This is a genomic window from Streptomyces sp. 2A115 (assembly GCF_052245575.1).
Lineage (GTDB): Bacteria > Actinomycetota > Actinomycetes > Streptomycetales > Streptomycetaceae > Streptomyces.
Genome location: NZ_JBQQCG010000085.1, coordinates 25,432 through 51,093 on the forward strand (window position 1 = coordinate 25,432; position 25,662 = coordinate 51,093).

Consider the following 25,662-nt stretch of genomic DNA (forward strand, 5'->3'; position numbering starts at 1 on the left):
GAGCCGCGCCGCACCACATTCTTCTTGTTAGGGCTTGGTCCCGATGTGGAAACCGTGCTCGTAGTCGAGTCCGGAGACGGTGCTGGCCCTCTCGAAGCCAACCTCGGTCAGCCAGCGCTCAAAATCCTCGGCCGGGTATGCCATTCCGGTGCCACTGGCGAGGATGTTGAAGTAGAGGCCAAGTCGCGCACCGTAAATGCCGGTGGTCTCGTCATCCGTGACGTTGTAGTCGTAGATGAAGACCCGGCCACCGGAGGGCAGCACGTCGTAGGCCTTCTTGAGAAGGGTGACGATCTGCTCCGGGGAGAAGATGCCGAGAACGTGGCTGAAAAGCACCGCGTCGGCGCCCTCGGGGAAGGGGGTGTCGAAGAAGTCGCCGGTGACAAGGTCGATCCGGTCGAGGTACTTCTGCGCTTCCTTGCCGTGGGCGAGCTGGGACACGCTCGGCTGGTCGAAGGCGGTCGACCGCATCTGGGGGTAGCGCTCGAGCAGCCGGGCGGTGGTGGTGCTGTCGCCGCCGCCGATGTCCAGCAGGTGCTTGACCGTGCCGAACTCCTCGCGCTCCACGAGGTCGTTGATCGAGGCCAGCGTGAACGCCGCCATGGCCTTGTGGAACACGGCTTCAAGCTCGGGGTTGCGGGTGAGCCGCTTGTACAGCGTGGGCTCGTCGCCGGGGTAGCTTTCCAGCGCGGTGTTCGTGCCGGCCTTGAGGGCCTTGGTCATCTGGCCGAAGGCGGGGTAATAGATCTCCTTCCACCCAATGAGGGTGTGCGCCCAACTGTCGGGCTCGTCGGAGGCCAGCAGGTCCTCGGCCACCGCAGAGTTGCGGTACTTACCTTCGGACCGCTCCATCAGGCCGGCCGCGCAGACGCCCTGAAGCAAGACGCGGAGCTGGTGCGAGGGTACGCCCGTGAACTCGCGTACGGCCTCGAAATCAGAGCCCGGGTTTTCCGAAAGGAAGATGAAGATGCCCAGTTCCGCCGCGGTAGCGGCGGCGTTGAACAGGGCCGGCGCATTCATGAGGAAGTCGAACTGCTGGTACTCCGGGCTATTCTTTTGCTGGCTTGGCATTACTTCTCGAGCCTCCGCATCCCTGGAACCTGTGGGTTCCGGTCGATTCGGTACGTATCGGGCTGTCCCGTGAAGGAAATGAGCTGCTACGCAACGGCAGTATTGTCAGCCCTGGAGTAGCCAGTCAACAAGATCACGATGTGGCGCACGTAACATTCACATGTCCAAAAATGGATGTCCGAAAACCGATTGCGCCAGCTTGGGCGGCGTGTAAGCATGTCATCTGCATGTCGTCTGCAGCCAGTTTGTCCAGTTTTCGCAATTCATATCGAGACATACGTACGGGGATCGGCGATGTCACTCAATAGCTTTGATGAATGGTCGCCGCTCAGGGAAGTGATTGTCGGCTCGGCGAAAAACTATGTTTCGCATGAGCGTGAACTTTCTTTCGAGCTTTTTTTCCACGACAACATCGCCGGGGACAACGACTCCGCCCGGCTGGAGTGGTACTACCCGCGGCTCCGCTCGCGCGGCGAGGAGCAGGCAGCCAGCGGCACCCGGGTCCCAGTCAAGAAGCGCTACGTCGACGAGCTGAACGAGGACCTGCAGGGACTGGCCGACACCCTCACTTCGCTCGGGGTGACGGTGCATCGTCCTACGGACGTCACCCCTGAGACGGCCTCGGTGCGCACTCCGGCCTGGTCCGCATCGGTCGTGCCGCCGCTCAACATCCGTGACAACACCCTGATCGTCGGTGACGAGATCATCGAAACGTCGCCGATGATCCGGTCCCGGTACTTCGAGACCCAGCTACTCAAGCCGGTGTTCCAGGAGTACTTCCGGCGTGGCGCCCGTTGGTCCGTGATGCCCAGGCCGCTGATGACCGACGCCTCCTTCGACCTGTCGTACGCGCGCTCCAGCACGGCCGGTGGTCCGATGGAGCCGATCGAGGACCCGCAGCCGTCACGCTACGACGTCGGCGTCGAGATGCTCTTCGACGCCGCGCAGTGCCTGCGCCTCGGTCATGACATCGTGGCCAACGTTTCGACGCGCAACCACGAGTTGGGTGTCGGCTGGCTGGAGCGGCATTTGGAGGGCCGCTTCCGTATCCACCGCGTCCACAAGCTCAGCGACAGCCACATCGACAGCATGGTGCTGGCGCTGCGCCCCGGAACGCTGCTGTGCCGCTCCGAGGCGGTGCTGGACTACCTGCCGGAGCCGCTGCGGAAGTGGGACGTCATCCTCCCGCCGGCGCCGGAGAGCTACAACTTCCCGCAGTACGAGGACGACGACCTGATCCTCACCAGCCGGTACATCGACCTCAACGTGTTCTCGGTGAGCCCGGACACCGTACTGGTCAACGATGCCTGTCCCGAGCTGATGCGCGAGCTGGAGCGGCACGGCTTCACCGTCGTCCCGGTCCGTCACCGCCACCGCCGGCTGTTCGGCGGCGGCTTCCACTGCTTCACCCTGGACACCGTGCGCGACGGCGGGCTCGAGGACTACCTCGTCTGATCCTTCCGCAGCCCGCTTCCCACCGAAGGAGGTCTCCCTTGTCCGCGGAACCGGTGCCCGCGTACCCGACCGAGCGTGGCCAACCGTTCGATCCGCCCCAGGAGCTGATGGAGTGGCAGGCCGGCGAGCCGTTGCAGCGCATGCGCTACCCCGACGGACACGTCGGCTGGGTGGTCACCAGTCACGAGCTGGCCCGCGCGATGCTCACCAACCCCCGGTTCAGCGCGCGTTCGGAGTTCAAGCGGGCGCCGGTGCACCGACCGGGCACTGAGCCGTTCTTCGGCGTCCCGGCTGCCCCCGGATGGCTCGTCGACATGGACCCGCCGGAACACACCCGGCTGCGGCAGCAGCTGGCGGGCCAGTTCACCGCGCGCCGAATGCGCGAGCTGCGTCCGCAGTTGGTAGGGATCGTGGACGAGCTGCTGTCCGCTATGGAGCGCGGCGGGCCGGGGGTGGACCTCGTGGAGGCCTTTGCGCTGCCCCTGGCCTCCCAGGTGATCTGCGAACTGCTCGGAGTCCCGTCCGGTGACCGTGCGGAGTTCCAGCGCAACAGCCGGATCCTCTTCAACCTCCACTCGACCGCGGCGGACACCTCCGCGGCCCTGGACCGGCTGTACGCCACCATCCGCGACATCGCTGCGGGCGGCGGGGAACCCGGCGAGACGCCCGGACTCCTCCAGGCACTGGCCAAGGACGGGACCCTGGACACGGAGGAGATCGCCGGAGTCGGCGTCCTGCTGCTGACCGCGGGACACGACTCGACCACGGGATCGTTGGCGCTGAGCGTGTTCGCGCTGCTGTCCCACCCTGACCAGCTCGCTCGGCTGACGGCCGATCCATCCATCGTCGACAACGCCGTGGAGGAGCTGCTGCGGTATCTCACCGTCTTTCACTTCGGGGTTCCGCGCGCGCCGTTGGAAGACTTCGAGTTCGCGGGGCAGCAGCTCAAGGCCGGTGACTCAATCACCATCTCGCTGTCCGCAGCCAACCGTGACCCGCGCTGGTTTCAGGACGAGGCGGACCGGCTGGACCTCACCCGGCGCACTACCGGACACGTGGCCTTTGGCTACGGCATCCACCAGTGCCTCGGCCAGAACCTGGTCCGGATGGAGATGCGCACGGCCCTGCCTGCGCTCTTCCAGCGGTTCCCCGCGCTTGCCCTCGCCGTCCCGGTCGCGGACGTCCCGCTCTCCACCGACATGAGTGTGTACGGGGTGCACCGCCTGCCCGTCGGCTGGTGACCCTCAACCCACGACGGAGGACCGAAGTGCAGGTGTCCGTGGACACGACGCTCTGTATCGGGTCGGGCCAGTGCGCGCTGGCCCTGCCCGAGGTGTTCGACCAGGACGACGTCGAAGGCCTGGTCGTCCTTCTCGACGCGAAACCGCCCCGCGAGTTGCACGACGACGTGGACGAAGCCGTCAATCGCTGCCCGGTGCAGGCGATCTCGACAATGGATCTCTGACGTCCACCGCCCAGAAAGAAGCCTTCTGACATGCGACTGAACAGCTTTGACGACTTCACTCCGCTCAAGGAGATCATCGTCGGATCCGCACACGGGTACGTCGACCGGATCCTGGACCTATCGTTTGACATGTTCATCAGCGACAACCTCTCGGGCACCCGTGGGTACTTCCCGAGTCTGTCGACGTGGCGCGAGAGCGAGGCGCGGGCCCGGCGCAACGACCCCGACCGCCTGGCCCTCAAGAAGCGCCTGCTCGACGAGCTCGTCGAGGACGTGGAGGGAGTGGCCCAGCAGCTCAAGGCCCTCTCGGTGAAGGTCCACCGCCCGGTCGAGCCGGCCCCTGACCTCACCAAGGTCACCACGCCGGCGTGGGACGCTACGGTGGTTCCGCCGCTCAACGTCCGTGACAACACACTCATCATGGGCGACGAGATCATCGAGACGCCGCCCACGCTGCGCGACCGGTACTTCGAGAACCAGTTCCTGAAGCCGGTGTTCATGGAGTACTTCAACCAGGGCGCGCGCTGGACGACTATGCCCCGGCCGGTGATGACGGACGCCTCGTTCGACCCGAACAACGAGAACGCCGCGCCCAACATCGAGATGCCGGAGAACCCGCAGCCGTCTCCGTACGACGCGGGCGTGGAGCTGATGATCGACGCCGCGAACTGCCTGCGACTCGGCCGGGACCTGATCGTCAACATCTCCAACGCCAACCACGCCCTGGCCTGCGACTGGCTGGAGCGTCACCTCGAAAGCCGCTTCCGGGTGCACCGGATGCACAAGCTGACCCAGAGTCACATCGACAGCGTCGTGGTCCCCCTGCGGCCGGGCGCCCTGCTGGTGCGCTCGGCGGACGTGGCGGACTTCCTGCCCGAACCGCTGCGCAAGTGGGATCTGATCGTGCCGCCGGCCCCGCAGATCAGCGATTACCCGCAGTACCCCAACGGCGACCCCATCCCGCCGAGTCCTTACATCGATCTCAACGTCCTCTCCATCGACGAGAACACCGTCATGGTCAACGACGCCTGCAAGACCCTCATCCGCACGCTCGAGGAGCACCGCTTCACGGTGGTCCCGGTGCAGCACCGCCACCGTCGGCTCTTCGGCGGCGGCTTCCACTGCTTCACGCTCGACACGGTCCGCACCGGCGGCGCCGAAGACTACATCTGAGCCGCTCCAGCACGTCGTCGAGGTACGTCCACTCGTGGCAAAGAGAGGCTGACGCATGCGCATAACCTCTGGCGATCCGGCCGCGGAGAACGGTCCCGAACCGGATCTGTCCGACCCGCAGTTCTACGGCACCGGTGACCCGCACCCGGTGTGGACGCGGCTGCGCGCCGAGGATCCCGTACACCGGCAGTGCCCCGTCGACGCCAAGCCGGCATTCTGGGCCGTCACGCGACACGCGGACGTGTCACGGGTGCTGGCCAGGCACGTCGAGTTCACGACGTCGCGGGGCAACATCCTGACGACGCTCGGGCAGACCGACATCGCCGGCGGGAAAATGCTCGCGGTCACCGACCCGCCGGAGCACAAGCGGCTCAAAGATCCGCTGGCCCCGCACGTGTCCCGGCAGGCGGTCCGCGACCACGAGCCCGCGCTGCGACAGTTCTCCCGGCGGCTGCTCTCCGTCGGTGCCCGCGAGGATACCTGGGACTTCGCGGCCCAGGCCGCGGGCTACCCGATCGCCATCGCGGGTCTGCTGCTCGGGATCCCGGAGTCCTCCTGGGACCGGCTGAAGCACTTCACGTACGCGGCGGTGGCGGAGTCCGATCCGGATTACGCCCCGGAAGGTTCCTCGCGTTCCCAGGTGCTGAGCCGGGCGCACTCCGAAATCTTCCTCTACTTCGCCACGGAGGTGTCCCGACCGGAGCGGGCCGAGGCGGACGACCTGATCGGGGCGCTCCTGCGGGCCGTGCCGGACGGCGAGCCGCTGAGCCGCGAGGAGGTCATCCTCAACGCCTACAGCCTCCTAATCGGTGCGACCGTCACCACGTCGCACGCGGCCAGCGGCGGCCTCCTGGCGCTGCTGGAGAACCCCGGCGAGTACGCCAGGTGGCGGGCCTCCGGGGACACGGGTTCCCTAGTGGAGGAGATCCTGCGCTGGACCTCGCCCGCCAACCACGCGCTGCGCCACACCATCGACGAGGTGCGGCTGGGTGACGCCTGCATCGGTGCCGGACAGCCCGTCACCGCGTGGCTGGGCTCGGCCAACCGTGACGAGAGCGTGTTCCCCGAGCCGTTCCGCTTCGCGGTGGACCGGAAGCCGAACCGGCACATCGCGTTCGGTGTCGGGGCACACCGCTGCATCGGCGCGCACGTGGCGAGGCTCGCCCTGACCGTGCTCTTCGAGGAGATCGCCAAGAACTTCGAGCGGATCGAGCTCGCCGGAGAGCCCCGCCACCTTCACTCCACCTTCATCGCGGGCATCAAGAGCCTGCCCGTTCGCACCGTCCTGGGGCCTGACGGGGTCGGCCTGCGAGACCTACAGCCACTCGGCAAGACCACTGAGGAAGCACTGTGACAACCCCGGCACACCCGATGACCGCACCGAACGGGGCCGATCCTGGCCTCAGTTCGCACCCGACCCACCACGTGGTCCGGTGCCTGCGGATCGAGGGTGAGTTCGACGGCGAGGCCGCACGCGACGCCCTCCGCCCGGTCGCGGTCCGTCTCGCGGCGTGGCACGACGCCCACGTCACGGCGGACGACAGTCAGGCGTCGCCGCCGGACGCCATGCCCGTCGACTTCGCCGAGTTGCGGGTGTCGGCCGACAAGGCGATCGAGCTGGCCGTACGGGAAACCGCGGCGCCTTTCGCGCTCCCGAACGACCCCCTTCTGAGAATCCGCGCTCTGCGCGTCGCCGACCGGGAGTGCCTCCTGGTCGCCGTCGCCCACCGCTCGCTGTTGGACCCGGTTGGGCTGGACGCCTTCCTCGTAGAGCACGCGCGCGCCTACAGCGCGGCCCGACGGGGCGAGTCCCTCGCCCCTGTCGAGCCGCCGGAGCCGGCGCGGCCCTCCGCCGTGCAAGCCGCCTCCGACCTCGCGTACTGGCAGGCGCAGTCGCCGCTCCCCGTGCTGGACCTGCCGACGGACCTACCCCGTCGGCCCCGGTCCGCCCGCGGCGGCGCGGTGGAGCGTTTCCTCCTGCCAGCCGACCTGACCAGGAGTTTGAGCGAGCTGTCCGGGACCCCGGACGGCACCGCCGCCGTGTATGCAGCCGCCGCCGTGCTCCTCGCCCGCCACACCGCGCAGTCGGCGGTCCCGCTCCTGGTGCCCGTGCGCCCGTTCCCGGCTGACCCGGACCCCCGCGTCGGCAGGCCCGAGACCGACGTTGTGCTGACCCTGCGGCTGGACGGCGACCCGACGTTCCGGGAGCTGGTCGCTCAGGCCGGTGCCGAGCTGGCCCGGGCACGAGCGCACTCCTCCACCCTCCCGCCCGGCGCGCTCGCCGAGCTTGCCGGGCGGTGCGGGGACCCAAACCGCCAAGCGGCGCCCGCCAAGTTCGCCGTCCGGAGGCAGTCCGCCGGGCTGCCGGACTATGCGGAAGCCTCGTGTGACCCGGTCGACCTGGACCTCGGCACGGCCGCCCGCGACCTCTCCTTCGCTCTCGACCTGCGCGACGACGAACTCCACGGGACGCTGGAGTACGACACTGGCCTGTTCGCCCCGGTCACGGCGAAGCGGCTGGTGCGCCGCCTGGAGCACCTTCTCACCGCGGCCGCCCGGCAGCCCGACGCCCGGGTCGCCACCCTGCCCGTGCTTCCGCCCGACGAACGCGAGCTGGTGGTCTCGGTGTGGAACCAGACCGCGCGCGACTTCCCGCGCGACCGCACCACGGCCTCCTTCTTCGAGGAGCAGGTGCTACAGAATCCCTCGGCGATCGCCGTCGAGCACGAGGACGTGACGCTTACCTACGGGGAGCTCAACAAACGGGCGAACCGTCTGGCCCACCAGCTGATCGGCCTGGGCGTGATTCCCGACCAGCCCGTCGGCCTGTGCCTGCCCCGGTCGGTCGACACGATCGTCTGCCTGCTCGGCATCCTCAAGGCCGGGGGCGCCTATCTCCCGCTCGATCCCAGCTACCCTGCCGAACGGCTCGCCTACGTGGTCGATGACGCCGGGGCTCGCATCGTGCTCACAGACAAGGAGCACACGGCCGCGTTCACCGGGACCGCCGCCCGGGTGCTCCTCCGCGACGAGCCGGAGTCCACAAGTGGGACGGTCGAACCGCCCGGGACCGACCCCGAGGTTCCGGCCACGGCGGAACACCTCGCCTACGTCATCTACACCTCGGGCTCCACGGGCGCCCCCAAGGGCGTCGCCGTCACACATCGAGCTCTCGCCCGGCTCGTCAAGGGCCCGGACTACATCGAGCTCGGCCCGGGAGACGCACATCTGCAGCTCTCACCGCTCTCTTTCGACGCGTCGCTGATCGAGCTGTGGGGATCGCTGCTCAACGGCGGCACGCTGGTGCTGCCGCCCTCCAGGCTTCCATTCCCCGACCAGCTCAAGGCCGCACTGCAACGCCACCGCATCACGACCCTGCTTCTCGTTTCACCCCAACTGCACGTGGCGGCCGAACAGTTCCCCGAGGAGCTGGCGCGTGTCCGGCAACTGCTCGTGGGCGGCGACGTGCTCTCGCCCGCCAGCGCGGCGCACCTCCTGCCCTATCTGGACGACACCCGCTTCCTCCATGTCTACGGGCCGACGGAGTGCACGCTCTTCGCGACCTGGAAGCCCATCACGGCAGTCGACACCAGCCGTCCCACCATTCCCATCGGCCGGCCCATCGCCAACACCCAGGCATACGTCCTGGACGAGGACCTGAATCCACTGCCCGCCGGAGTCCCCGGGCACCTGTGGCTCAGCGGCGACGGCCTGGCGCGCGAGTACCTGGGCCGCCCCGAGCTGACCCGGGAGCGCTTCCTCCCCGACCCGTTCGGCCCGCCGGGAAGCCGTATCTACCACACCGGAGACCTGGCGCGCTGGCTCCCGGACGGCGACCTGGAGTTCCTCGGACGCAGCGACGACCAGGTCAAGATCCGCGGCTACCGCATCGAACTGGGCGAGATCGACGCCGCCCTGGCCGCGCACCCGGACATCCGGTCCGTGGCCACCGTCCTCCGTGCCGACGCCCCCGGCGGACAGGCGTTGGCCGCCTACCTGGTGGGCGACCGGCACCCCGGTGACGCCGAGCTGAGGGAGCACCTCGGGTCCCGCGTGCCCGCATTCATGGTCCCGGCAGCCTTCGTGTGGCTCGACGCGATCCCCCTGACCTCGAACGGCAAGGTGGACCACAAGGCCCTGCCCGCACCGGAGTTCGGCGGCGGAGGCGACCCGGAGGACGGGCCGCGCACCTCGTTGGAGGAGCAGGTCCTCGGCACGGTTGCCGAGACCCTCGGGTTGCGCACCGTGGGCGCCGAGGAGGACTTCTTCGATCTGGGCGGCAACTCTCTGCTGTTGGTCGAGCTGTTCACCCGCCTGGAAAAGCTGGTTCCGGACGGCGGGCTGAGCCTGGTGGACCTCCTGGAGAACCGCACGGGTGCCGGGATCGCCGCACTCATCGAGCGATCTCGAGGAGTCGCGTGACCCACGGCAAGACACCCTGGCTCCTCGGGCACGTCGAGCCCGGCACCGAAGGCGAGCGCCTGTTCTGCTTCCCGCACGCGGGAAGCGGCGCGAGCGCCTTCCGCCTCTGGCCGACACACTTGCCCGCCTCGGTCCAGTGTTGCCCGGTGCAGCTCCCGGGCCGCGAGAACCGGGTCGCGGACCCGATGCCGGACACGATGGACGAACTGGCGGCGCGGACAATCGAGGCGCTGCTGCCGATGCTGCGCCCGCCGTACATCCTCTTCGGGCACAGCTTCGGCGGTCTGCTGGCGTACGCGGTGGCCCAGCACCTGCACGAGCGAGGGCACCCGCTGCCGCGGGCGCTGCTGATCTCGGGCGCCCGTCCGCCGCACGTCGCGGCCGAGGAGTCGTACCACACGCTTCCGCACGACGAGCTCCTCAGCCATGTGCGCGCGACCAACGGCATCGCCGAACCCCTTTTGAAGCACGCGGAGTTCGTCCGCCGACTCCTCGACGTGCTGCGCAACGACCTGCGGATCGCCGCCGAGTACCGGCCCGCTGCCAGCGAGCCACTGCGCTGCCCGATCCAGGTCTTCGCGGCGGATGACGACTCCGTGGTGCCGCCGTCGCTCATGGACGGCTGGCGCGCGTACGCGGGCGGGGACTTCGACGTCCGGCGGGGCCCTGGCGATCACTACGCGGTCTACGACGTGTCAGGCGGCCTTTTCACCGAGATCGCCCGCCACGGCCTGGCCGATCGCTGAGCGTGCATGACGGGCGCGAGGAACATCTCGCCGCGATGATAACGATGAGGAGACAACCCGGTATGGACACAGCCGTGTCAACCCGATCACCTGAAGCGCCGCAGCTGTCCGGCATGGTGGACAGCCGTCTGCCCGCGTCCCCGCTGTTCGGCGGTGGTGCCGCGGCAGACGCGCGCCTGCTGAGCACCTACACCGAAGCCTGTGCCGAGTTGATTGCGGCCATGCCGCCGCTGGCCGATCGCTCTCCCGCCGAACGCGGCGACGTCGACCGGGTCGAGCACGCCGCACGGCGCACCCGGCACGCCTTCCTCTCAGTGCACGCCGGACACCTCTACGACGAGCTCACCGAAGGCCGCAACCGCCAGGTCCGCCTGGACGAACTGGCGTTCGCTGCGGCGGAGAACTACCCGGGCCTGGTCCCCACCCGCGCGCAGGTGTCCGTCGACCGCCGACTGCCGCAGGCCGAGAAGTCGGGCGGGGAAGTCGACCAGGGAATCCTCTTTGCGCACCTTCTCGACCGACGGGAGACGGGCGAGCACCTCCTGCGGTCGATGCTGGCGCCGACCCCGCGCGCGCTCGACTTGCTCCCCGACTTCCACAGGACCGGCCATGTGGACCTCGGCCAGGCAGTGATCCGCCGCGACGGCTTCGTGGCCGAGGTGACCATCTGCAACCAGGACGTCCTCAACGCCGAGGACGACGCGGTGGTCGAGGCCCTGGAGACGGCCGTCGACCTCGCCCTCCTCGACGATGCGGTGTCGGTGGGCGTGCTGCGCGGCAGCGTCCTGTCCCATCCCCGGTACAGCGGCCGGCGCGCCTTCGGCGCTGGTATCAACCTCACCCACCTTTACACCGGGCAGATATCGTTCGTCGACTTCATGCTCCGCCGCGAGCTGGGGTACATCCGCAAGCTGATCCACGGGCTGCACCACAGCCCGACGGACGGCATGCTCCGCCTCCCAGGCGGCAAGCCGTGGGTGGGCGCCATCGACACCTTCGCCATCGGAGGCGCCACCCAGGTGGCGCTGGTCCTCGACCGGGTGGTCACCGGGACCGACGCCTACTTCTCGCTTCCCGCGCTCGCGGAGGGCATCATCCCCGGCGCGGCCAACCTGCGCCTCGGACGTGTGGTCGGGCGGCGCATGGCGGAACGGCTGATCTTCTTCGGCGAGAAGGTCGCGGCCACCAGCCCCGAGGCCCGGGAGCTGTGCGACGAGGTCGTCGAGCCGGAAGCGGTCGATGCGGCCGTGGCGGCGTCAACCGAGCGCCTTGCCGACCCCGCGGTTCCCGCCAACCGTCGCATGCTGCACCTGGCCGAGGAGTCCGAAGACCTCTTCCGCACGTACATGAGCCGGTACGCGCTGGAGCAGTCGGCCCGGATGCACAGCCCCGACGTGGTGGCCAAGTTGGAGCGCACCTGGATCAACAGGAGGCCAGGCAGCGTGTCGGGAGCGCGGCCCGAACGGGCCGGGGAAGCACCTGAGCCCGGCGCAGTCCACCCGTAGGACAGTGCCCGGCCGCTCCCGAACCGTACAGAAAGCGAGTATCCCCATGTCGATCACAGCTGACGCGTACCTCAATGGTCCGCGACCGGCGCCGGACGAGTTGCTGCCCTCGGCCGTGCCGGTGCGCTTCGTCACCGAGGCGGGAACTGCGGCCGACGCACCCTCGGGGTATGCCGCTCCCTCCGACGAAAGGCTGAGTGAGGCCTACCGCCGGATGGTTGTGGCACGGCGGTTCGACCAGCAGGCGAGTGCCCTGACCCGGCAGGGGCGGCTCGCCGTCTACCCGTCGAGCCGGGGGCAGGAGGCCTGTCAGGTCGCCGGAGTCCTGGCGCTGCGGCAGCAGGACTGGCTCTTCCCCACCTACCGCGACACCGCGGCCGTGGTGGCGCGCGGCGTGGACGCGGTGGACGTCCTGACCCTGCTGCGCGGCGACTGGCACTGTGGCTACGACCCTATGGCGACCCGGGTGGCACCCCTGTGCACACCGCTGGCCACGCAGCTGCTGCACGCGGTCGGGATGGCGGACGCCCTGCGGCGCAAGGGTGAGGACGGCGTGGTGATGGCCTTCGTGGGGGACGGGGGAACGAGCGAGGGTGACTTCCACGAGGCGTTGAACTTCGCCGCGGTCTTCGGCACCCCCGTGGTCTTCCTCATCCAGAACAACCAGTACGCGATCTCCGTGCCGCTCGCGGAGCAGACCGCGGCACCGGCCCTCGCATACAAGGGAGTCGGATACGGGGTGCGCTCCGAGCAGGTCGACGGCAACGACCTGGTGGCCGTGCTGGCGGTGCTGGACGAGGCAGTGGAACATGCGCGCTCCGGGCGTGGCCCCTTCCTCGTCGAGGCCCACACCTATCGCCTGGACGGCCACACCAACGCCGACGATCCGGGCCGCTACCGGGACGAGGAGGAAGTACGCCGGTGGGCCACCGCGGACCCGCTGCCCCGGCTCCAGGCGTGGCTGCGTGCGCGCGGCGCACTGACCGATCAGGAGATCGGCGTGGCACAGGCGGAGGCCGAGGCGCTGGCGGCGGACCTGCGGGCCAGGATCGAGCTGGACGGCCCGTCGAACGTGCTTGAGATGTTCGACCACGTCTACGCCGACCCGACACCCCAGCTGAAGGAGCAGCGGCGCTCTCTTCAGATCGAAGTAGAGAGCACGGAGGCCTGACGTGGGTACGGTGACAATGGCACAGGCCCTCAACGCGGCGCTGCGGGACGCGCTGCGCGAGGACGACCGCGTGCTGACCTTCGGGGAAGACGTGGGCCGCCTCGGCGGTGTCTTCCGTATCACCGACGGACTGCGGGACGAATTCGGTGAGCGACGCTGCTTCGACACGCCGCTGGCCGAGTCAGGGCTCGTGGGATTCGCGGTCGGCCTGGCCATGGGCGGGTTCCGGCCGGTTGTGGAGCTCCAGTTCGACGCCTTCGCGTATCCGGCGTTCGAGCAGATCGCCTCGCACGTGGCGAAGATGCGCAACCGCACCCGCGGGCGTGTGCCGCTGCCGATGGTGATCCGCGTCCCCTACGGCGGAGGGATCGGCGGCGTCGAGCACCACAGCGACTCCAGCGAGGCGTACTACGCCCACACCCCCGGCCTGAAGGTTGCCACTCCGGCCACGGTCGAGGACGCCTACTGGCTCTTGCGAGACGCAGTGCACGACCCGGACCCGGTGGTGTTCCTGGAACCCAAGAAGCTGTACTGGTCCAAGGAGGACGCCGACCTGGCGCGGCGGGGCGCGGCTCCGACCGGGCGGGCCGTGATCCGGCGCCCGGGCCGGGACGCCACCCTGCTCGCGTACGGCCCCTGCGTTCCGATCGCGCTCGACGCCGCAGCGGAGGCGGCGCGGGACGGAATCGACGTCGAGGTAATGGACCTGCGCACGCTGGTTCCCTTCGACGACGAGACAGTGACGGCGTCGGTACGGCGAACCGGCCGCTGTGTGGTCGTCCAGGAGGCACAGGGCTTCGCGGGCATGGGTGCCGAGATCGTGGCACGGGTGCAGGAGCGTTGCTTCCACTCGCTGGAGGCCCCGGTGGTACGGGTCGCTGGCTTTGACGTCCCGTACCCGCCGCCGAAGCTGGAGCGTGCGTACCTGCCCGGTGTGGACCGAGTGCTGGACGCGATCCACCGGCTGCAGTTCGACGACCAGCCCGACGTCCTGCACCTCGCGCCGGAGGCCTCATGACAACCGTGCGTGAGGCCAGAGTGTTCCGGCTGCCGGACCTCGGTGAAGGGCTGACCGAGGCGGAGATCGTCGCGTGGCGGGTGGCTCCGGGCGAACGCGTCGGAGTCGACCAGGTGGTCATCGAGGTCGAGACGGCCAAGGCCGTCGTCGAGGTGCCCGTGCCGTACGCCGGGACCGTGCTGGAATTGCACGCCGACATCGGTGCTGTGCTCCCCGTGGGAGCCCCGCTGATCTCCGTGAGCGGCGCTGCAGCCACCGCGTCAGTTGCGGAACGACACGGCGGAGACGCCCCGGCCGGGAGCGGCAACGTCCTCGTCGGCTACGGGACGAGTCCGGCTGGTACCGGCAGCCGTCGGCGCGGCCGTCGGGCCGCTGTGGCGACCGCACCGGCGGCAACAGCGTCCCCCCGGGCCGAGGACCGCGACACCGACCCGGCGGCCGCGCCGTTGGTGATCTCCCCGCTGGTCCGTGCAATGGCACGGCGACACGGCGTGGACCTGAGCACGGTCGCACCGAGCGGGGCGCACGGGGTGATCCTGCGCCGTGACGTCGAGCAGGCCATAGCGGCGAAGGCGCGGCCCGCCGAACGGCGCGCGACGAAGGCAGGAGGGGCCACTACCGACGAGCGCGTCCCGCTGCGGGGCCTACGCAGGGCCGTGGCGGAGAAGCTGGCCCGCAGCAACGCGATCCCGCACGCCACCACCTGGGTCGACGTGGACGCCACCGCTCTGATGGAGGCCAAAGAGGTCCTTCGGGTCGCCGATCCGACGCGGCAGATCGGCTTGCTGGCATTGCTGGCCCGCTTCTGCGTCGCAGCGCTCCGCAAATACCCGGAGCTCAACTCGACGGTGGACGTCGAGCGCGGCGAGATCGTCCGCCTCTCCGACATTCACCTGGGCTTCGCCGCGCAGGCCGAACGCGGCCTGATGGTGCCCGTCGTGCGTGAAGCCCACCGGAAGACGACGGCCGAACTGGCCGACGAACTCGCCATGCTGACCGGACTCGCACGTTCCGGCGGGCTACCGCCCAAGGCCCTGACCGGCGGCACGTTCACGCTCAACAACTACGGCGTGTTCGGCGTCGACGGCTCGACGCCGCTCATCAACCACCCCGAGGCCGCGATCCTCGGCGTCGGCCGCATCGTCGACAAGCCTTGGGTGGTCGACGGCGCGCTCGCCGTGCGCAAGGTCACCCAGCTCTCCCTCACCTTCGATCACCGGGTCTGCGACGGAGGCGTCGCCGGCGGATTCCTGCGCTACGTCGCGGACTGTGTGGAGCGTCCCGCGGTGTTCCTGGCCAATGTCTGACCCTCCCCGCCATCACCGTTCCCGACCGTCCCCGGACAGGTCCCAGCGGCATGTCAACAAGAGGATTCGATCATGGTTTCAGCGTTCCCACTGGTGCGCACGGCCAGCCCACTGCCCGCTGACCAGCGTGCCGCCATCCTTGACGCACCCGGATTCGGCCTGCACTTCACCGATCACATGGCCTTCGCAAGCTGGACGCCGGAGGCCGGCTGGCACGATCGCAGAATCCAGGCGCTCCAGCCGTTCTCCCTCCACCCGAGCGCAGCGGTCCTGCACTACGCCCAGGAAATCTTCGAGGGGCTGAAGGCGTACCGGCACGCGGACGGGAGCGTCTGGCTGTTCCGGCCCGAAAGCAACGCACGTCGCTTCAGGCGGTCCGCGGAGCGAATGAGGTTGCCGCAGCTGCCGGAGCAGGACTTCTTCGCGAGCATCGAGGCACTCATCCGAGCCGACGAGCCGTGGGTGCCGGCGGGCACGGGAACGGTGAGCCTCTACCTCAGGCCGTTCATGTTCGCCGCAGAGGCCTTCCTCGGCGTGCGGCCGTCCAGGCGGGTGGTGTACTCGGTCATCGCCTGTCCCGCGCAGCCGTACTTCAACCCCGGTGGTGTGACCCTGTGGGTGAGCACCACTTATACCCGCGCGGCCGTCGGCGGCACTGGTGCCGCAAAGTGCGGGGGCAACTACGGCGCGAGCCTGGCCGCCCAGACCGAGGCGGAGCGACACGGCTGCGATCAGGTCCTCTACGTGGACGGCGCGGATGAGGAGGCCTGCATCGAGGAGTCCGGCGCCATGAACCTCTTCTTCGTCACCACCAGAGGCGAGCTGGTGACGCCGGCGCTCGGCACCATCCTCGAAGGCATCACCCGCGACACAGTCCTGATGCTGGCCTCCGAGTTCGGCCTGACGCCGGTCGAGCGGGCCGTTCCCCTCGCGGAACTGCGCGCAGGGCTCGCCGACGGGACCGTGACAGAGGTGTTCGCGGCGGGTACCGCCGCGGTCATCACGCCAGTCACGGGGATCAAGGGCGACGGCTACGCATTCATGATCGGCGGGGGGAAGCCGGGCGAGCTGTCGTTGGCGCTTCGTGAGCGGATACTGGACATCCAGTACGGGCGGGTCGCCGACACGCACGGCTGGCTGCGAAGTGTCGTCTGACGGCCGGGATCCGATGGCAGCGTTGGTGCTCATCGCGCTCGGGCTCTTCGCGCTGAGCTTCGGAGTCTTGTGGGCCATGGACTACCGAGGGATGGTGACACGCCTTCACCACCTCCTGCCGACGGAGCGCGATCAACTGCCGCGCGGCTGCGCCGGACGACACTGCCCCCCGCGCAGCCCGCCGTTCAACGCGTCACAGGAGCGCTGCTCGCCGTCGTCGGTTTGGTCTGCGTAGTCACCGGTATGCGAGCCCGCATGCCGTAGCTGCGGGCGTCGCTTCCAGGTGCACCCGTGAAGAACTGGACGTTTCCGATCAGGGAACAGCCGGGGCCTCTGGAGCGGCATATCGAGGACAATCGGTGATCCCGTGGGAAACAGGCTGGAGGGCCCAGGACTCCACGGAACCCGGGTGCCTCTGTGCTTGTCAAGCCGCCTGAGCAAGGCGGGACTTGGCTCTGCGCTCGTCGGCGACGCGGCGTCAACACCTGACCTTGCCCAGGCCCGAACCATGGGGCTGACCACGGCGGGCGATCTTCCAGACGATGCCGCGCTCGCGCAGCTGTCGACGGTAGACGTCGTGGTCGTAGCCGCGGTCGGCATACAACACCGCAGGCCTGCGCCGAGGCCGCCCACGCTTGCCCCCCACCGGCGGCAGGCCGTCGACCAGCGGCAGGAGCTGAGTGACATCGTTACGGTGTCCACCCGTCAGTGACACCCGCAACGGAATGCCGTGCGCCTCGGTCAGCACCGGATGCTTCGAGCCCTTTTAGAGACGTGTCGCGGCCTGGACGGGCCCGGCGACAGCTCGGGAGCGGCTGTGGGGCGGCCATGCAGTCACGGTCGTGACCGTCGGTGCGTCCAGCACCGGCACGGCGGCGAGATCGTCGCGCAGTTGGGCTCGGCACGACTCCGGCGCGATCCAGCAAGCGCGGCCGAGCGCGACCAGCTGGTTCAGCTGCGCATGGTCCTGAACCTGCGGACCGGGGCCGTCCGGTCCTACTGGTCACGCCCCACCAACACACCTCAACAAGATCGTGTCACAAACTTTGAGTCCGTCTGTTGGACCTGCGGAATGCCTTGCGGCGGGAGAGCTCAGCGGCATAGTCAGCACGTGTCGAGCCAGCCTCCTTGGTCCACTTCTCGGCCCGGTTGACGTGCGGTCCGAGGAAGCGGCTGAGGACGACGGCGGGGAGCTCGGCAGAGAGATCCATCAGCGTCGTGTTGCGGGCGGGCCATGCCTTGATGCCCAGGGCGGTGAGCTTGCGCATGAGCTGTCGGCTGCTGATGGGCTGTCCGCCGGCCGTGCCCGGGAAGAGCCAGGGGTGATCGTCGCTGCGTCCGAGGGTCGAGTAGCCGTGCCGCTGCTGGGCAAGCTCCAACACGAGGGAGTCCAGCGGGGGCGGCAGGCCGGTCGGGTCCGGCTCGTGCAAGTAGCCCGGGCCCGCCGCGCGTTGGAGATCGCAGTCAAGGCCGATGCCCTTTCCGTCTATTTCCAGTACCTGGAACTCCGTCACGCCGTCGAGATCCACCGTCTCACCGGGCTCGTTGTGCGGTGTCCGCTCGACGAGATGAACCGGCAGCGGTGCTCCACGCAGCTGTTGATCCGGGTTCCGCCGTCCGAGCGTGAGATCTCCGCGCTCTGCGAGGGCTGGGCCGACGAGTTGTCGACGTGCCGCAAGTTCGCCACCGGCGCCCGCAACTTCGCAGCGGCACAGCTGATGTCGCAGGTGGGCAACCTGAGCCAGACCCACCGGCCCCGGTGACGAGGAGGACACGGGCGGCGAAACGTCGTCTGGAAAAAATCTTGGTGTGTGATGTCGAAACCTGGTCTTCCCGTTCGAGCTCCAGTCAGAGGGGCTGATACGCGAGCTCCGGAGATTGAAGGGAACAGGGACGATGTCCCACACGAATACGGTGACAACGGCCGCGAAGGCCGCAGGGCAAGGCCGCCTCCCGGCCCCCCGGGCCGGGAGGAGCCTTCTGGTCTGCGGTGCCATCGCCGGGCTGTTCTACGTCGTGGTGTCGCTGACCCAGGCACTGACCCGGGAGGGCTTCGACCTCACCCGGCACGCCTGGAGCCTGCTCGCCAACGGCAGCCTGGGCTGGATCCAGATGACCACCCTGATCGTGACCGGCCTGCTGGTCACCGCCGGAGCCGGTGGCCTGCGCCGCGCCCTGCCCCCGGGCAGAGCGTGCACCTGGGCTCCCCGACTGTGGGCGATCTATGGACTGAACACGATGGGAGCCGGGATCTTCCGCGCGGACCCGGCGCTGGGCTTTCCCCCCGGTACGCCCGACAGCGGCACCTCCACAAGCTGGCACGGCGTGGTGCATTTCGTGCTGGCAGGCATCGGCTTCGTCTGCCTCGTCGTGGCGTGCTTCGTGCTGGCACGACACCTTGCAGACGCTGGCCTGCGGGGATGGGCGATGTTCTCGCTCACCACCGGGGCCGTGTTCCTGGCGGGATTCCTCGCGCTGGCCGCCAGCGGCGGACGCAGCTGGGCGAACCTGACGTTCACGGCGGCGATCCTGCTGTCCTGGGCGTGGATGTCAATGATCTCAATCCACTTCCACGGTTGCGTCCCACGCACTGCAACCGCATAGCCTCCCGCCACACCACGAAAGGTTCGATCATGCGATACCTGGCGTTGCTCAAGGCCGCCCGCCCAACCACACCGCCCCCGCCCGAGTTGATGGCCGCGATCCTCAAACTCGGCGAGGAGGCGACCAGTGCCGGCAGCCTGCTGGACACCGCGGGCCTGGCCCCAGGAGCGATGAGCTCTCGCGTCAGCCTCTCTGAGGGGAAACTGAGCGTGACGGACGGCCCGTTCGCCGAGGCCAAGGAGATCATCAGCTACGCGCTGTACGAGGTACGCACCAAGGAGGAGGTCGTCGAGTGGACCTCACGCTTCATGCAGTTGCACCGGGACCTGTGGCCGGGTTGGGAAGGCGACGCTGAGGTCCTGAAGGTGATGGGGCCCGAGGACTTCGCCTCGCCCGCCTAGCGCGGGGATGGTTGGATCGGCAGCGTGGCAGCTGCCGATCCAACCGATCCCGAAGACCTCCCGCGCGCGACCCATCGGGCCGTGGAAGCGGTGTGGCGCATCGAGTCGGCCAGGCTGATCGCGGGCCTTGCCAGGCTCGTACGAGACGTCGGCTTGGCCGAAGAGCTTGCGCAGGACGCCCTGGTCGTCGCGCTGGAGCAGTGGCCGAAGACCGGCATTCCCGATGATCCCGGCCCGTGGCTGAGGGCGACGGCGAAGCATCGCGCGATCGATCTCCTGCGGCGACGGGAACGGTACGCGGCCAAGCTCAACCTGCTCGGTCGCGACGTGGAAATCCAGCAGGAGCACGCCGGGGCCGAGTTGGACGCCGCGTTGGACGACCACATCGGCGACGACCTGCTCCGGCTGATGTTCACGGCGGCTCACCCGGTGCTGTCCGCCGAGGCGAAGGCGGCGCTGACCCTCCGGTTCCTGGGTGGACTGACCACCGGGGAGACCGCGAGGGCCTTCCTGATCACGGAACCCACCGCCGCCCAGCGCATCGTACGGGCCAAACGCGCACTGGCCGACGCCGGCGTCACTTTCGAGATGCCCACCCCGGCCGACATGGCCGACCGGCTGTCCTCGGTTCTGGAGGTCATCTACCTGATCTTCAATGAGGGCTATTCCGCCACAGGCGGCGAGGACTGGGCACGCCCCGCGCTGTGCCAGGAGGCACTGCGGCTGGGCCGCGTTCTCGCTTCCCTCCTTGCGGACGAGGCCGAGGTACACGGTCTGGTGGCGCTCATGGAGCTGCACGCCTCCCGCCTGCCGGCCCGAACCGACGCCTCCGGCCAGCCGGTGCTCCTCCTCGACCAGGACCGGCGCCTGTGGGACCGGCTCCTCATCCGCCGCGGCCTCGAAGCCCTCGACCGTGCAGAGACCCTGGGCGGCGGCCCCTACACGCTGCAGGCCGCGATCGCCGCGTGCCATGCCCAGGGACACTCCGCGGACGACACCGACTGGCCGCGCATTGCCGCCCTGTACGAGGTGCTTGCCTACATCCAGCCCTCTCCCGTGATCCTCCTCAACCGAGCCGCCGCGGTGGGCATGGCGGACGGTCCGGAACGAGGGCTGGCCCTCGTCGACGAACTGACCGGGGAGCGGGCACTCAAGAACTATCCCCAGCTTCCGGCGGTGCGCGCAGAAATGCTGGCCCGGATGGGCCGGCAAGACGAGGCACGCGCCGAGTTCGGGCGGGCCGCAGAGCTGACACGTAACAAGGCCGAGCGAAACCTCTTCCTCCAACGCGCCGCCGACCCCGGCCGCCAATCGGAATAGACGCGCACACGGAGATGCTCACTTCGCTCGACGCCGTGGGAGACCACCGGTCTGCCCCTGCCGTATCCCAGCGGGATGGCTGCGGGACATGAAAATCGGGTCAAATTCCTCAAACACCAAGGATATGGGCGAGCCGACTTCGACCTCCCCTGGCGACGCGTACCGCTCCTCCCGTAGCGGTCACGCCCGGTCATCCCGAAGTGTTGATCAGAGTCATCACAACTGGCGCAGATAGACCACCAACACCCTCAAGAAAAGGGCACACTGCACCATCTCAACACCTCTCCCCTGACCCCCACGACCCGAAATACACGCCCCCTTCGGTCCTCCCCCGCCCTCCGAACCGCCCAGCGTGCTCCCGGGGGCTTCCGCCTCCACCGGCCGCTCAACGCCCGAGGCGGCTGAGGTTCAGACTGAAGCAGCCTCAGTTCCGCTGAACTCCGGGCGGTCCATCGACTGGGGCCGGACCCGGCAGCAGTGCGAGACCTACCTGCTGACGCGGTTCGGCGTGCGTCGGGAGATTCGTAGGTCTCGGCCAGAGGGCGGCTGGCCGATCTGCCGGCGGCAGTAACTACATCTCAGCCGAGTTGGGGAGGACGCTGGATCGCTTCGGGCTCCGCAGATCCGCCGGCCGCACCGGGATCTGCTTCGACAACGCCATGGCCGAATCATTCTTCGGCGCCCTGAAGAACAAGCACGTATCAAGGGTGACCTACCTGAACCGCGAGGCCGCCCGGCAGAAGCCTGTCCGGAAAACGCGAGGCCCCTCAGCCCAGTCCGCCACCCGGCGGCACCGCTTGGTGGTCAGGTGCGGGGAGTAGTTGTCGCACACGATCGCCAGGCGGACCGTCGGCGGGTAAAGGGTGTCAGGTAGCGGCAGAACTTCAGGAATTTGGAGCGGTTTTCTTGGTCTTCTTGATGTGGCCGTAGAGCTTGTCCTTGGCCAGGTCGTAGGCGGCGAGCAGGTGCCGGACGCCGCGGGCGGGTGTAGGTCGCCCGCCGCCGACGCCTGGGCTCGCGGTCGGGGTCCTGTTTGCCGCCGTGTCCGGCCCACTGGCGTCCCGGGTGCGGCTGGAGGTTGAGCGGGCCGGACTCGTCCAGGCAGAACACCACTTCCGGTACGCCTTCGTCGGGTATGACCTCACCGTCGGCGACCGCGTACAGGTGCCCGACCCGGGCCTTCTTGGCCGCGTAGTTGGGGTCGCGTGAGGTCTTCCAGGTATTTATGCGTTGAAAGGAGACGCCTTCCTCGCGGAGCAGGATGCGCAGGCCCTCGTGGCCCCCAACCGCAGCCCCGAGCAGATCAGCTCGTACTTCGAGGGGCTGGACCTCGTGGAGCCCGGCGTAGTGCCCACCTCAAAGTGGCGGCCCGACCTTGGCCCGTGGCCGGTCAGCGACGTGGCGGTGGCGGTGCTCTGCGGCGTCGGGCGTAAGAGCTGACGCCGACCTCACTCGTGCGTGAGGTCGGTACCGGGGCGCGCGGGGCACGAACGGCCCGGCACCGACGGGGGCATACCAGTGGGCTCGATCGACGCGCACACCCTGTACACCGTGTGCACTGCTTCGCCCCGGCTGCTCTCCCATCTCCTGCCACAGCCCCAGTCCCTGCTCAGCTCTTGCGCCCCGCCGCCGATTGCCTGGATGCGCCGCCCGTCTCGCCCAGGCCTCTTACCTCAAGGGCCGCCGCACGGCCGGGGACACTCGGTCCTGCGCATACCCCGTGTGGGTCAGGAACGCCTCGATCACCTTCGCGGCGGGCCGGTGCGGCGGCACCGCCACCAGCACCGCGTCGTATCCGTTGGGCAGGGGCGGTGCCACCAGGGCGACTTCGTCCGCGGACCGCAGACGCAGCACCAGTCCCCGTAGCCGGTCCTTGTCCCCGGGTACGGTGCGCAAACGCGCGTGCATGGGGTCCTGCGACGGGGAGTACAGCCGTACGTGGGCCAGCCGCGTCCCGCGTTTGTACTCCTCCCAGCGGCCGAACCCGAGGCTGCGGAACGGCGGCTCCTGCCACGGCCGCAGGGCGTCCAGACGCTCCAGCAGACGCCGCAGGAAGTCCCGGATCGACAGCTCGTCATGCGGCTGCCAGGACAGGTCTTCCTCCCAGACGACCACCGCGAGGGACGCCTCGATCCCTGCGTACTGCTCCTCGATGGTGAGGTCATGGATCGGCCGCTCCAGGACCATGTCAGCGATGCGCTGGACTTCCTCGTCGCTCAGCTCCCGGCTGAACTGCAGGCAGTAAAGGATTCCTACGACCACCCCGAGATGCATGCGCCACAGTATGACGGCGCGACGGTTGCCCGGGATACTCCGGGCGGAAGTCGCCCCTGGCCCGGGTCGGGGCCCTTGGGTGCGCTGTGCCGTGATGTTGGCATGACCCGCCGGGGGGTCACCCAGACCTCACGCTGCTCGAATCAGCCAGCCTCTCGGCCCACGGCCTGGCGTGGCAGGGAGAAGCCGCGCTACCTGGACCCGGTGCCGCTTCACGAGATTCACCTGCGCTGGATCGCGCACGAACTTTCGGACCTCGACACCATGGTCGCCCTCACTCGAGGAGGACTTCGACCGGAAGTCCGTGCGGACCATGAACGTCCGGACGCCACGAGCTGCGTTGCGTAGTTGCGGCGTTGCTGCGCGCGATGGGGAACTCGGTGGCCCATGTCGAGCCCCGCCCAGGGTCCTTACCGTTCAGTCGTGTCCGCGAGCCCGCGCGAAGCGGGAGCCAGCCGACGGCTCCGCTCATCGCTGTGCGGGAGACCGATGAGTTTCGCCTCGCCCCACGGTCTGCCTCCCTGCATGCCCGACACAACCGCCCGGAAGGTACTTATCCCCATGAGCAAAGTGGTTTTGAACGTCACCATGTCACTCGACGGCTTCATGGCCGGCCCGAACATCAGCACCGAACACCCCATGGGCCAGGGTGGCTTGCGCCTGCATCAATGGATACTCAACACACCGACCAGCGATGTCGACTCCACCGTGGCACAGGAGGTGTCGGCCTCTACAGGTGCCGTCGTGCTGGGCAGAAGGACATTCGATGTGGGCGTCGGCGTCTGGCAGGACACGCCCTACCCGGTGCCGTGCTTCGTGCTCACGCACAGCGCTGAACACCGGCGCGCCATGAAGAGCGGGACCTTCACCTTTGTCACCAGCGGGGTGAAGAACGCGCTTCAGCAAGCGGAAGCAGTGGCGGACGGGAAGGACATCTTGCTGATGGGTGCGGACATCGCTCAGCAGGCGCTCAGCGCGGGACTCCTCGATGAGATCAACCTCCAGATCGCGCCGGTGCTCATGGGGGACGGACGCCGGCTGTTCGAGCATCTGGGAACGGAAGGCATCGAGCTGGAGCGGACCAGGATCCTCGCCTCCCCGCACGTGACACACCTGCGTTTCCGCGTCGCTCATGACCGCAACACGTTGGACGGCGCAGCTCCGGACCAGGGCCTGGATGACTGACGCCCCGCACTCGATTGCTCCCGGGGACAGACTTGGAAGGTGCTCACACGGCCGTGTCCAGCAGTAGCTGGGCCCAAGGGTTTCAGAGCCAGGCGGCCATGTCGTCGGCGGTTCGCGGGGCCACGAGCCAGGCCCGTGCCGCGTCGGCTCCATGGCCTCGGCGGACAGGGCGCGGCTGTAGTCGTACGGCGGCGGGATTTGTGCGCGGAGTCATCCGTGTGGCTCACGGTAGCCGCCGCCCCGGAAACACCACCCACAGCTCTGACGCCGAATTCCCACAGGCGGGTTGGTGGACGTCCACAGCGACCACTGCTCAGAGTTTGGACGGTCCGCGCGGCAACCCTCGCTGAACGTCGACCTCATCACGTCCACTACCTGCGCTTCAGGCCGAACGCCCCAGTTGATGCCCGTGGAGTGGCAACGCGACGGCCTGTAGGAAGGTTCCCGGCGCGCCTCAACCACCAACCAGCCTGCGTCCCGGGAGCCATGCACAGCCGAGAGCTCGCGGGATGGGGCCTGAAAGGATCATCCAGCATGTCTGGAACGACGAAAAGAAGACGCTGCCTGTCCCGATTAACCACCGGCGTTACCGCCGCGGTCCTGGCCAAGCCTCGGACAACCCACCCCGTGAAAGCCCGCACGGCCCTGCGAGTGCGGCGGCACCATCGACATCACGGCGGCGACGGTCGACCGCCGGTCGCGCACTGGACGGGGTGCGGTGCGATTGGGCTGGAGGGCGGGCTCGTCGCGGCATGAGGGGCGCCGATCAGCGTCGGCCTGCCTTGCGTTGCAGGGACTCCCGACGCGAACGCAGCTTCTTCTGCTGCTTCTGGCTCTCCTTGCGACGCTGCGCGCGCTCGCGGGCTGCCGGGCTCCTGAGCTTCGTGTGGTCCGGCAGCCACAGCAGCGCCCACACCACTCCGACGAACAGGGCGAGCACGAAGATCCCGAGGACTGCCGCCAACACGGGCGGCATGTCCGCGACCTGTTCGATCCTGTACCGGATGTTCAACCTGGCTCCCCCGCCCTACTCCGCCCCGTGCGGCACCGCACCCTAACAGCGGCCCCTTACCGGTGGAAACGGCCCCTGCCTGCGAGACGACTCCGAGGCCGCCGCCCTCCGCCCCGCCCGGACAGGCGGATAGAACCCGGTACGCTCCTTCGCCTGCGAAGTGCTTCCCTCCATACAGCCAACAGGACTCTCAGCAAGCCCTATCGTTGCACCCACCCATGAGGGCCGGGGTTGTCAAGGCGCGTGAACTCCCGTCCCGGTGAGGTTGTGGCGTTGTTCGCCGGGTTGTCGTGGCTGGTGGGTGGGGGATGTCCAGGCCGTGGTCCCCCGGTTTGTGGTCCTGCGGAGGGAAGCCTCCACGCACCCATTCGATCCCGG

22 protein-coding genes and 3 pseudogenes are annotated in these 25,662 nt (G+C 68.7%); 18 read left to right on the top strand and 7 right to left on the bottom strand.

Features of this window, described 5'->3' with window-relative positions:
* Window positions 1-27 precede the first annotated feature (27 nt).
* Window positions 28-1,071 (bottom strand): methyltransferase, encoded by a 1,044-nt coding sequence (locus tag ACTWQR_RS44875; protein WP_443233079.1) that lies wholly within the window; start codon window positions 1,069-1,071, stop codon window positions 28-30.
* A gap of 294 nt (window positions 1,072-1,365) precedes the next feature.
* Between ACTWQR_RS44875 and ACTWQR_RS44880 the strand changes: the two genes are divergently transcribed.
* The 12 genes from ACTWQR_RS44880 to ACTWQR_RS44935 all read left to right on the top strand — a co-directional run bounded on the left by ACTWQR_RS44880 (window position 1,366) and on the right by ACTWQR_RS44935 (window position 16,488).
* On the top strand, window positions 1,366-2,526 hold the full coding sequence (locus ACTWQR_RS44880; protein ID WP_443233080.1) for a glycine amidinotransferase: 1,161 nt from the start codon (window positions 1,366-1,368) through the stop codon (window positions 2,524-2,526).
* A gap of 38 nt (window positions 2,527-2,564) precedes the next feature.
* Window positions 2,565-3,767: a cytochrome P450 gene (locus ACTWQR_RS44885; RefSeq protein ID WP_443233081.1), complete on the top strand. Its 1,203-nt coding sequence runs from the start codon at window positions 2,565-2,567 to the stop codon at window positions 3,765-3,767.
* A 26-nt stretch (window positions 3,768-3,793) separates the two neighbouring features.
* Window positions 3,794-3,991: a ferredoxin gene (locus tag ACTWQR_RS44890; protein ID WP_443233082.1), complete on the top strand. Its 198-nt coding sequence runs from the start codon at window positions 3,794-3,796 to the stop codon at window positions 3,989-3,991.
* A 30-nt stretch (window positions 3,992-4,021) separates the two neighbouring features.
* Window positions 4,022-5,164, top strand: a complete 1,143-nt coding sequence (locus tag ACTWQR_RS44895) for a glycine amidinotransferase (RefSeq protein ID WP_443233083.1) — start codon at window positions 4,022-4,024, stop codon at window positions 5,162-5,164.
* A gap of 55 nt (window positions 5,165-5,219) precedes the next feature.
* Window positions 5,220-6,518, top strand: a complete 1,299-nt coding sequence (locus tag ACTWQR_RS44900; RefSeq protein ID WP_443233084.1) for a cytochrome P450 — start codon at window positions 5,220-5,222, stop codon at window positions 6,516-6,518.
* Entirely contained in the window at window positions 6,515-9,586 is a 3,072-nt protein-coding gene (locus tag ACTWQR_RS44905; RefSeq protein ID WP_443233085.1) for a non-ribosomal peptide synthetase, read from the top strand. The genes ACTWQR_RS44900 and ACTWQR_RS44905 overlap by 4 nt, the downstream gene beginning before the upstream one ends.
* On the top strand, window positions 9,583-10,332 hold the full coding sequence (locus ACTWQR_RS44910; protein WP_443233086.1) for a thioesterase II family protein: 750 nt from the start codon (window positions 9,583-9,585) through the stop codon (window positions 10,330-10,332). The genes ACTWQR_RS44905 and ACTWQR_RS44910 overlap by 4 nt, the downstream gene beginning before the upstream one ends.
* Window positions 10,333-10,394: 62 nt before the next feature.
* Window positions 10,395-11,837, top strand: coding sequence for an enoyl-CoA hydratase/isomerase family protein (locus ACTWQR_RS44915; protein WP_443233087.1), 1,443 nt, complete (start codon window positions 10,395-10,397; stop codon window positions 11,835-11,837).
* A gap of 46 nt (window positions 11,838-11,883) precedes the next feature.
* Complete coding sequence (gene pdhA / locus ACTWQR_RS44920) at window positions 11,884-13,008, top strand: pyruvate dehydrogenase (acetyl-transferring) E1 component subunit alpha (RefSeq protein ID WP_443233088.1); 1,125 nt, start codon at window positions 11,884-11,886, stop codon at window positions 13,006-13,008.
* A gap of 1 nt (window position 13,009) precedes the next feature.
* Window positions 13,010-14,026, top strand: coding sequence for an alpha-ketoacid dehydrogenase subunit beta (locus ACTWQR_RS44925; RefSeq protein WP_443233089.1), 1,017 nt, complete (start codon window positions 13,010-13,012; stop codon window positions 14,024-14,026).
* Window positions 14,023-15,333: a dihydrolipoamide acetyltransferase family protein gene (locus ACTWQR_RS44930; protein WP_443233090.1), complete on the top strand. Its 1,311-nt coding sequence runs from the start codon at window positions 14,023-14,025 to the stop codon at window positions 15,331-15,333. Before ACTWQR_RS44925 ends, ACTWQR_RS44930 begins: the two co-directional genes overlap by 4 nt.
* 72 nt (window positions 15,334-15,405) lie before the next feature.
* Window positions 15,406-16,488 (top strand): branched-chain amino acid aminotransferase, encoded by a 1,083-nt coding sequence (locus ACTWQR_RS44935; protein ID WP_443233091.1) that lies wholly within the window; start codon window positions 15,406-15,408, stop codon window positions 16,486-16,488.
* Between the two features lie 484 nt (window positions 16,489-16,972).
* On the opposite strand, the pseudogene ACTWQR_RS44940 reads toward ACTWQR_RS44935, so the two are convergent.
* The 3 genes and pseudogenes from ACTWQR_RS44940 to ACTWQR_RS44950 form a co-directional block, all read right to left on the bottom strand.
* Window positions 16,973-17,251, bottom strand: a pseudogene (locus ACTWQR_RS44940) (transposase); the annotation flags it as partial.
* A 3-nt stretch (window positions 17,252-17,254) separates the two neighbouring features.
* A pseudogene (locus tag ACTWQR_RS44945) lies at window positions 17,255-17,482 on the bottom strand (LysR family transcriptional regulator); the annotation flags it as partial.
* A gap of 43 nt (window positions 17,483-17,525) precedes the next feature.
* Window positions 17,526-18,017 carry a hypothetical protein gene (locus tag ACTWQR_RS44950; RefSeq protein WP_443233092.1) on the bottom strand — a complete coding sequence of 164 codons (492 nt, stop codon included), beginning with the start codon at window positions 18,015-18,017 and terminating at the stop codon, window positions 17,526-17,528.
* Window positions 18,018-18,056: 39 nt separating this feature from the next.
* Between ACTWQR_RS44950 and ACTWQR_RS44955 the strand changes: the two genes are divergently transcribed.
* The 4 genes from ACTWQR_RS44955 to ACTWQR_RS44970 all read left to right on the top strand — a co-directional run bounded on the left by ACTWQR_RS44955 (window position 18,057) and on the right by ACTWQR_RS44970 (window position 20,813).
* Entirely contained in the window at window positions 18,057-18,251 is a 195-nt protein-coding gene (locus tag ACTWQR_RS44955; protein ID WP_443233093.1) for a hypothetical protein, read from the top strand.
* A gap of 133 nt (window positions 18,252-18,384) precedes the next feature.
* On the top strand, window positions 18,385-19,092 hold the full coding sequence (locus ACTWQR_RS44960) for a DUF998 domain-containing protein (protein WP_443233094.1): 708 nt from the start codon (window positions 18,385-18,387) through the stop codon (window positions 19,090-19,092).
* 29 nt (window positions 19,093-19,121) lie between these two features.
* Window positions 19,122-19,493 carry a YciI family protein gene (locus ACTWQR_RS44965; RefSeq protein WP_443233095.1) on the top strand — a complete coding sequence of 124 codons (372 nt, stop codon included), beginning with the start codon at window positions 19,122-19,124 and terminating at the stop codon, window positions 19,491-19,493.
* A gap of 24 nt (window positions 19,494-19,517) precedes the next feature.
* Complete coding sequence (locus ACTWQR_RS44970) at window positions 19,518-20,813, top strand: RNA polymerase sigma factor (protein WP_443233096.1); 1,296 nt, start codon at window positions 19,518-19,520, stop codon at window positions 20,811-20,813.
* Between the two features lie 754 nt (window positions 20,814-21,567).
* Here the strand turns inward: ACTWQR_RS44970 and ACTWQR_RS44975 are convergent.
* Window positions 21,568-22,091 (bottom strand): annotated as a pseudogene (locus tag ACTWQR_RS44975) (IS630 family transposase); the annotation flags it as partial.
* Here ACTWQR_RS44975 and ACTWQR_RS44980 point away from each other — a divergent pair.
* Window positions 22,089-22,253, top strand: a complete 165-nt coding sequence (locus tag ACTWQR_RS44980; protein WP_443233101.1) for an SAM-dependent methyltransferase — start codon at window positions 22,089-22,091, stop codon at window positions 22,251-22,253. The pseudogene ACTWQR_RS44975 and the gene ACTWQR_RS44980 sit on opposite strands and share 3 nt — an antisense overlap.
* A gap of 228 nt (window positions 22,254-22,481) precedes the next feature.
* Here ACTWQR_RS44980 and ACTWQR_RS44985 read toward each other — a convergent pair whose 3' ends face one another.
* Complete coding sequence (locus ACTWQR_RS44985) at window positions 22,482-23,087, bottom strand: hypothetical protein (RefSeq protein ID WP_443233097.1); 606 nt, start codon at window positions 23,085-23,087, stop codon at window positions 22,482-22,484.
* A 561-nt stretch (window positions 23,088-23,648) separates the two neighbouring features.
* Here ACTWQR_RS44985 and ACTWQR_RS44990 point away from each other — a divergent pair.
* On the top strand, window positions 23,649-24,272 hold the full coding sequence (locus ACTWQR_RS44990; RefSeq protein ID WP_443233098.1) for a dihydrofolate reductase family protein: 624 nt from the start codon (window positions 23,649-23,651) through the stop codon (window positions 24,270-24,272).
* Between the two features lie 766 nt (window positions 24,273-25,038).
* On the opposite strand, the gene ACTWQR_RS44995 is transcribed toward ACTWQR_RS44990, so the two are convergent.
* Window positions 25,039-25,284: a hypothetical protein gene (locus ACTWQR_RS44995; RefSeq protein ID WP_443233099.1), complete on the bottom strand. Its 246-nt coding sequence runs from the start codon at window positions 25,282-25,284 to the stop codon at window positions 25,039-25,041.
* Between the last annotated feature and the right edge of the window lie 378 nt (window positions 25,285-25,662).